6 protein-coding genes are annotated in these 8,179 nt (G+C 51.2%); all 6 read right to left on the bottom strand.

What is annotated here, in order from left to right:
- Positions 1-13 precede the first annotated feature (13 nt).
- Entirely contained in the window at positions 14-307 is a 294-nt protein-coding gene (locus tag AAE250_RS23155; protein ID WP_342289458.1) for a hypothetical protein, read from the bottom strand.
- 209 nt (positions 308-516) lie between these two features.
- Positions 517-2,880: a DUF4906 domain-containing protein gene (locus tag AAE250_RS23150; protein ID WP_294601736.1), complete on the bottom strand. Its 2,364-nt coding sequence runs from the start codon at positions 2,878-2,880 to the stop codon at positions 517-519.
- A gap of 27 nt (positions 2,881-2,907) precedes the next feature.
- Positions 2,908-4,002: a DUF4906 domain-containing protein gene (locus AAE250_RS23145; RefSeq protein WP_294601734.1), complete on the bottom strand. Its 1,095-nt coding sequence runs from the start codon at positions 4,000-4,002 to the stop codon at positions 2,908-2,910.
- A 22-nt stretch (positions 4,003-4,024) separates the two neighbouring features.
- Complete coding sequence (locus AAE250_RS23140) at positions 4,025-6,013, bottom strand: BF2992 family fimbrillin-A clan protein (protein ID WP_294601732.1); 1,989 nt, start codon at positions 6,011-6,013, stop codon at positions 4,025-4,027.
- A 13-nt stretch (positions 6,014-6,026) separates the two neighbouring features.
- The gene (locus AAE250_RS23135) at positions 6,027-6,893 is read right to left on the bottom strand and encodes a hypothetical protein (RefSeq protein WP_294601730.1); all 867 of its coding nucleotides are present in this window, start codon (positions 6,891-6,893) and stop codon (positions 6,027-6,029) included.
- Between the two features lie 31 nt (positions 6,894-6,924).
- A complete protein-coding gene (locus AAE250_RS23130) occupies positions 6,925-7,956 on the bottom strand; it encodes a fimbrillin family protein (protein WP_342289457.1) in 1,032 nt (343 codons plus the stop codon).
- Positions 7,957-8,179 lie beyond the last annotated feature (223 nt).

Here is an 8,179-nt window from a genome sequence, read left to right as displayed (position 1 = left end):
GCATTCCTCTTTTTTATCTCACCTTATGCACATACAGCATATCTTCGATCATCACATGGAGTTCGGGTTCGGTGATACTGCCGGGGTAGAAATGGAAGTAGTGGTTGAGAATGCGGCGTACTTGCTTGACGCAGCAATCGGAAGAGGTGCCGTGCCACTTACCTACCTTGCCCTCATCGAGCGCACGACGAATGATAGCGACATAAGGCGCGATAAGCGCACGCACATCATCGCCTGCACGGACTTGTATCTTCTCTTTGGGTAAGATAATAGTGACTTCGGGATGACAAGAGCGGACAATACGCAAGGCTTCCGTCCAACGATAACCGCAAGCTATTACATCGCGCGTGTCTTTTTTTTTGAATCGTGCTCACTCGCACATACCATTTTCACGATTGTTTTAATCTTTCTTTGCATGATAAATATTATTTAATTAATAAAAGAAGAGGTTATCTCGATTTTCGATTAACTTATCATAGATCTGAGACAACCTCTTTATAAGTTATACAATATTGCTTATTCCATCTCTTGAATGCAACGGATGTGATGCGCATCATACCTTGCCCATCCGCCAAACATTGAAGTATTATAACCGCTACCCTCGCCATTGATTGAAAAGCCCCAAGCATTCGTATTATCTCTTTTATCCCTCGACCACAAAACGGTAAACTTATTCACAAATTGAAAGCTATAAGCGAATCGTCTGTATCCTGTTAAACGGACATAAGTTACCTCTTCCTTATTCGCTCCATATTGTATTAACGCCCCTCCATTATTCATAGTTTTCTCTCGAGTCGCATCCTCTCCGTTCAATTCTGAATACACAGCCGATTTTGAATTTCCAGCATAGCTTGTATCTTTAAAGAAATTCAACAGCACTTCATGAGGAGGGACCCGCCAACCTTGCGGACTCGGATCATAAAACGTCTTAACATTTCCATCCCAAACAGTCTGCTGGGAATACCCCCATTTTAAAATATTCTGAAAGGTCCATTCCGCACTCTGATATGACGGATCCGGCACATACGTGTCTCGTGAAACAACCGAATATCCGTCAGGACCATACATATTCTGCAAGTCGTCCACAACTCCTTCGGTAATAGTTACAAGCTCGACCTTACTTCTCGAAAAGCTACCCGGATTAGGATCTTTTCTTCCATGCGAATATCCTACCCCATTGGCCCTGGAACGTTCCAAATCATCCTTCGGGAATTCTACGAACCCTTTTTGTGCTCCGATATTCCGATCCATCATGGGCAACCAGTTTTCTCCCCGATAGGTGTATTTCTGTTTCCGCTTGTTCTCTTCCGAAACAGCTACATTCCCGTGAGGATCGGGGTTATAATCCGTCACCCAAAGATGCCAGCTCCATAGGATTTTCTTGTCCTTATCATACGCCGCAATCACTCCGTTGCCACCGATTGTGTTCGGAGCCACGCGGCAATGGATATGACATTTGCCCGATTCTTTAAATCCGTCGGTTAATGGCAGACTCGGTAACAGACTATTATCGGCATTGGTCAGTTCCACGATATTACTATGGTCGGAACTGCTATTGGCAACGCCCAGCACGGGGTCGCCCGTATCGCCGTTCTCGCGCGTCTGCCATACTACCTTTACACTACAAATTCCTCCACGACTATTAGCCCATCCTATAAGCTGTGTATTATCTACATCATCTCCGCTACGACGAAACTTAAACGGATCGAAGTGGAAACTACCTCCGGGCTTCACCATAAAGCAGTTGGCGGTAGGAACAAAAGTCGTATTTCCTGTCGAAGCCGAAGCTCCGTTCAGCAACTGCACACGCCCGTCGGCATCGGCTATGTCCTCGGTAGACTTGAATGTAAGATTATAATTATAATTGGTGTTATCCAGCACATTGAAGTCTTGTATAGAATTTCCACCCAGATAGATGCGGTAGACGAGTCGGGTCTTGGTATCGTCTTTGGTCGCTATGAATTGCAGGTAGGAACTGCCTTGCGGTGCCCTCTCCTTGTCTCGCATGGTTTCGTTGGAAATGTTGACCGTGCCACGCACACTGCGAGCCACCCAGCAAGCGGCGGAAGTGGCATCGCTACCAGCATCATACAGTTTCAAGGTATAGTACTGATCCATCAAGTCGGGATAAGAATTTTGCCCTTCGAGGGGAAACACCTGATACTTCAAAGGAGTTTCCTGCAAAGTGACTTCTTGCAGAGTATAACCTCCGACCTTGAAATTCCAACTGACGTTGACCCGTGCCGCCAATCGGCGCAGACGCAAGCGGGCATCGTGGCCTTGCAGACTCTGAATGATGCCTTCCGAAGTAACCGCCACGTGCTCCAAGTGGAGAAAATAGGGCATCTTGTTGATGGCATCGGCAGTGCCTTCGACTATCTTATTTATTTCGGCGGAAGTGATAGTGCAAGTACCCACGTTGGAGGTAGTCAAATTATCGCCCGCCGTACCGTTACGGGCAAGGATATAAAGCTCACTGTCATCATCCGCCTGCAAGGAAAGCGTCGTCTTCTTTCCCAACTCCACGGATTGATTATTGAGCGCAAGGACATAAGTATTATCCTTTTTCTTTTGCACCACGAACACATTAGTCAGTGTGGCAGGTTTGTCTTGTTCTATCCCTCGAGTGGCGGGCGTGGGCAGCAAATCCACTTCCACCACTCCCCTGCTTCGGACAGCAGCACGGCTGGCGCCGCCTTGCGGCGAAGTGAGATCGTAGGCATCCTGCACCTTTTCCGTGTCGAATATCACATCGACGGGAATCGTTTCTCCCACCGCATCGGGGCGGGATGGCGTAATTATTTCATCGTCTTGGCAAGCCGTGCAGCAGCAGACCACCGACACACACAACATTATTGGTAGGAATGACATTCTTTTCATTGGTTTCATTTCTCTTGTATAATACTTTTAAAATTCCATATCGTGATTTACATCGTCCGCATCGCCGATACCAAACACATTACTGTCCGTGATGCTGACGCGGGCATCGGCACTGTTGGCGCCACTCAAGGCAATGTCCAGCTGGTAGACTTTGCCGCGCTCCACGTCGTAATTGTTAATCATATCCGCACCGAGGTAGAAACGATATTCCACCGCAACACCGTTCGCATCGTCGGCCGTTCCGTAGCGATACTCGCCCTTCAACACGATGCAGGTGCAGCCGTCCAAATTGCCCGAAGGTCCGTTGGCAGCAATGTTCTTCCCTTGCGGGGTGACGGATTTTCCACTGCCTTTCAGGTTCTCGGGCATATAGAAGGTGAAGCTGTTGGCGCTTGTAATCAAGTTGACGGACTGCGGGTCCAGATACTCGGAAACCGCAGGCATGGGAGTCTGCTCGTAGAGGTAATAGTTCTTGGGGACGTTCTCCACTTGGGCCGAAGTAATCGTAAGATTCACATCGTCAGGGATACTCCACGAAACGTCTACCCGCGCACCGATGTGCCGCATTTTGGCAAGGAGCTGCAAGGTCTTCTTTACGGTAGAGCCTGAACCCGTGTATGGATAAGGGCCGTACACCATTGCTTGTTGAGTGGAAAAGATATCTTCCGTAGCATAGACGCGAGCAGACAATGCGCTTTCGTCAGAAGTTGAAGCCGCGGAACTACCGAACAAATCGTCCAGTTTATCCGCCGTATTGATGACGATATAGAAACGACTGTTCACATCATCGAAATCGTCGCCTTGGGTCGTAACGGTGGACAGGCCCGTGACGTTATCGGGCTGAATGGCCGTATCCGTGTATTTATTATTTTTCATCAGACTTCCGTCTGTTTTAAACTGAAACACACGTACATCCGTCACCGCCACATCGCCCGCAGCCCTTGTGTTCTGGGGTTCTACCGTTATCTCCTGCGGCATGGCCAGCGAAAGGTCGAGTCGAAGCGACGAGGCGCTCCCGTCGAAGTCCGATTCGCCATCGTCGGCACAAGCAGACAGCAGCAGGGCAACGACCCACAGACGGCATGCCGATTTCATTCCAAAGTATTGTTTTTTATCCTTCATATCTTGTTTTGTTTTTCGGGGGTTAATCTTCTCCTACACCGCTTGCGGGCAGCTTCACGGGGGTGTACTCTTGCATGTCTACGGCTATACCCACAGGCTTGTAGTCGCCATAGAAAGTAAGGCGGAATACGAAGTTGTAGGACTTGCCCGCTTGCAGTTGCTTGTTGAGTGTATAATTTTTCAGCTCCACCAGCTGCGTTTTTGTGGACGCGGTTTGAGTAGAAGTATATTCCACCTTCATGGACAAGTCGAACGTCAGAGGCGCGGAGGCGTCTATCGGAAGCAAAAAGACTTCATCCGAGGCAAATTCGAGCTGCAGCGCAGGGGCGTTATATTGTGGGATAAAGCCGTTGGCGGGCAGGGAGAAAGGGAAAGAAAAGGCATCGGTTGTTCTGGCAGCCGTTGTGATATTTTCTTCCGTCAAGGTATAGCTTCCGCCGTCGGCCAAGCCCTTCACCGTAATGGTAAGGGCAGTGATCTTCTCGGGCTTCACGGGGTACTCCTGCACTTGGAGCGTGGCTTTGGCGCGGGCACACTGTCGGCGGAAAGGCGCACCGGCCAGTGACACGGAGAACGTCTTTTCGTCCGTACCCGTGGATTGGTTGGCTTGAATCTCCGTCGCTTTCAGGGAGGTGGCCAGGAAGTCTTTACCGTTGGGCACGCTTACCTTGTCTCCATCGGTATCTCCTATGGCTGCGGATGTCAGTACGGGATAATCTCCCGCATCGGTCCCCGCGGCATTGTAGGAAAAGAAATAAAGGTCGTATTTTCCTTTGGTCAATTTCAGAGGTTGCTTTGTGCCGCCTATCGTGGCAGGACTTGCCAGCGATGCATCGGACGCGTCTACCTGATAAACGCCTTGACCCAACTGCTTGCCGTCGCGATAGGCGTACACGCTGAAAAGGGTACCTTTGTCTAAGGGCTCGGTAGCGGGAGCGGCTCCCAATGCACGGGTTTCGGCCTGCGGAAGCGCAAAGCGAAGGGTGACCTCACCGTCGGGTTCGGGAGAAACGGGAATATAGGTGTCCGAGTAATCTTCCCACTTGCAGACTTGGACTCCCATTACTTTCGCATCCATACCGTCCAGCAGAATGGTGAAGACGATGTGTTGTCCCTGCTTCCAAGTAGCGGTAGAGGGAGTGACGTAGGACGTTTGGAAACTGTACTCTTGATTGTTGCTCTTCGCTTCGAGTTCGAAACGGAGACGGCTCTGGGTGACAGGAGCCACCAGGCAATAGACCGACACGGGGTTGTCCTTGTCCTCGGGCACAATCTTGGAGGCGTCCGTCGCTGTCATCACCAGTTTGGCGGTATTGCTCAAGCCTGTAAGTACACCGTCGGTAAGTTTCATGTTTCCTTGTCCCGTGAGCCAACTGTTGTCCGAGGTGCTGACAGAGAGTCGTGTCAGGTGAATGTCGTCCGTCAGCGAAGCGGATTTATAGACTTTGCAGGTGAACTTCACCAAGGCATGGTTCAGGGTGAAGGCGGTGGGAGTGCCGGACTGCGCCGTGGCTGCACCCGAATAGAGATAGTCGATCTGGTCGGCGGCATCGAAAGCCACTTCGGGTCTGACGTCCACGCCCGATACATAACTGCCGCTCCGCTGGAAGACGGGAGACAGGGAGGCGGGATGCCAGGCATAGGCATGGAGGGCGGTAGACAAAGGCAGACGAAGGGCGGTGTTCTTCTGCGTGGAGGAGGGTTCCCAAGCGGCGGCGGAGTTGTATACGTAGGTATCGGTGTTTCGGCCGTGGGCGGGTTTGTACTCCGTACCGTCGGTATAGGTGGTGTAGACGCCTATGCTGGAGAGTTCGCCGCCGCTTGTACCTATGTTTGTGATGATACTGCGGGAAAGGGCGGCATCGGCGGCACCTTCCACGGAGACGGAGGAGATGCGGAGGATGTCCTCGCTATCGATGCTTCCTGCGGGCGGGAGGTCGGATTGTCCGTCGGTGCAGGAAGTCAGCGACAACATCGACAAGAGCGAGATGTTTATAAATGTTGCTTTCATTTCAATATCGGGTTTATGTGGCACTGATGTCCGATCCTGCGGTAGTGCCGTTTGTATCGTATTCTTTTATAGTGACGCTGCCGCTCATTTGGAAACGGTCGCCTTGGCGGTAGAGGGTGTAGATGTAATGGGTGGCAGCCTTGTACTGCTTGCTGGTGGCGGTATAGGTGGTGTTTCCCAAGCTGATGTTTAGCGCGTAGGTGCCGGGGTTGATAATGGCGGACCAGGTATGCTCGGTAGCTGCGGCATTGGTCTTGCAGAGGCAACGGACGGATTCGTCGCCGCTTCCTCCGCGAAGGGCCGAGGCGGTGAGGGTGAACACGTCGGTGGTGGGCACGGCTTCGGCAGTCTGATAGTAGACGATGACGGTTATTTTGGTGAAGGCGGGGGCAAAGTTGAAGGTAACTCCCCCGTTCGCGGCTTTCGCTTGTGCCGTCAGTTTGTTGCTTTGGAGGAAGCCGTCACCAGTCTGGTCTTCCTTTATCACGTCGAAAGTGGCGGGATAGGTGGCGGTGAAGGTTTCACCGTTCTCGTAGGTGTAGAAGGGGCCGTCCGTTTCCAACGGGTCTTCGGTCCACACCCATGTCTTTGCATCCGTCAGCTTGTAGGTGCAGGAGGCGGGAGTGAGAGTACTCGAGGCAGTGGTGCGTTTCACCTCTATCACGTCGCCCGCCACGAAGGCGGTTTTGTCATAAGAAGGGGAAACATCGGCACGGGTGAGAACTCGCTCCGCAGCAATATCGGCGGCTATTCGTAAGGGGAATTCCAACAGGGGATTCTCCCGCCCCAACGGGTATTCTTCCTGCCGACAGCCCGAAACGGTCGGAATACCCACCGCCAAGGCGCATACACATAAGAATAGGTTTGTCTTTCGCATCATAGTCTTTTTTATCTATTACTTGTATTGGTTTTCATGTGGAGGCTCCTAATTCTCCTTCCGTCGGATCTCCCCCGCTCCCCCATGAAATATCTTCTTTGGCACTCTCGATGGTAAGCTGACTGCCGCTGATGTTCAGTGTATAGCTGACGGAAGCACCGGGCGTCCATGCAGGGGTAGCGGAAAGGAAAACAGTCTTTTCCATAGCTGTGGGGGCGGTACCGTCGCTGCGGGCAAAGGTGTAGTTCAGCTTCAGAGATACGGAAGAGGGATTGTCTGCAGGGGGAATCAGGTAGAAAGTGGCAAGGGAGCTTGCCGTAGATGTTACATTGACGGAAGATGATATACCCGCTTGGATTTCCTTGTTTGCAGTCCTATCGCTCCATACGCAGGGAGTCTCTCCCGTAGAGGGAGGAATGCGGACAGTGAGCTTGGCTGAAGCGGGGGCGAAAAGGGAAAGAGCGGTAACGGTTTTGACGGTATAGCTTTCACCACCCACAATCTTGATGTTGACTCTGGTCAGTGCATGCGTCATTTTGAAGGCTATCTTTCCGCCTGCGGCATTGGCATAGGTATAGTTCATCAGCGGAACGGCGACCAGTAGATCTGTGCCGTCGGCTTCCTTATCGGGCACGGTATAGGTGAAGGTGAGGTAACCTTTTGCTGTGATTCTATCGGGAAAGGCAGGGTTGCTTCCGCCTGCCGTCGTCTCGTCTACATAGGGCGCGTAGGCAAAGAAGGTGAGCTTATCCGACGGGTTATTCGGCCAGTACCTCAAAGGGGAATACGTCCATGCAGCTTTGTTTTCCGTCCGTTCCACCTTTTGGTTGAACATGAACCCCGGGGTGGCGGCATCGCTGAAGTTATCGGAGGTATGATAGGCAAAAACGCCCATCGTAAGCAAGTTGTCTGTAGTCAGTTCGGCACGTGTTTGCGGATTATCTACGGTGGTGAGGAAACTTATCGGCATGCCGTCTCCCTGCGCTTCATCCTCCGCACTACAAGCTCCGAAGCACAAAAGCGTCGGAAAGCCAACAATAAACAGTAAGTGTTTTATTCCTTTCATGTCTTTTAAAATCATGGTCAAAGAGCCCTTTATTTTACTTTTTTCTATAGTGGTCGGGAAGGGAGATCCAACCCTACCCGACCTTAATTGTTCCGATGTAATCGGATAGATAGAGAGTTATTCTACAGGTGTTGCAGTTACCTCATTTCCCCATGCATTTACCTCAGCCTTTTCTATTATGATTTCGTGCAGGTTGATGACGAGTGTATACTGATAGGTTTTC

Origin of the sequence: Bacteroides sp. GD17, assembly GCF_038448625.1 — a bacterium.
Lineage (GTDB): Bacteria > Bacteroidota > Bacteroidia > Bacteroidales > Bacteroidaceae > Bacteroides.
The sequence above is the reverse complement of the archived record's forward strand: the minus strand, read 5'-3'. Positions and strand labels throughout refer to the sequence as shown.

Coding starts and splice junctions, on each gene's coding strand:
- AAE250_RS23150 (WP_294601736.1), bottom strand. CDS start 2,880: ATGAAAAGAATGTCATTCCTACCAATAATGTTGTGTGTGTCGGTGGTC.
- AAE250_RS23145 (WP_294601734.1), bottom strand. CDS start 4,002: ATGAAGGATAAAAAACAATACTTTGGAATGAAATCGGCATGCCGTCTG.
- AAE250_RS23140 (WP_294601732.1), bottom strand. CDS start 6,013: ATGAAAGCAACATTTATAAACATCTCGCTCTTGTCGATGTTGTCGCTG.
- AAE250_RS23135 (WP_294601730.1), bottom strand. CDS start 6,893: ATGATGCGAAAGACAAACCTATTCTTATGTGTATGCGCCTTGGCGGTG.
- AAE250_RS23130 (WP_342289457.1), bottom strand. CDS start 7,956: ATGAAAGGAATAAAACACTTACTGTTTATTGTTGGCTTTCCGACGCTT.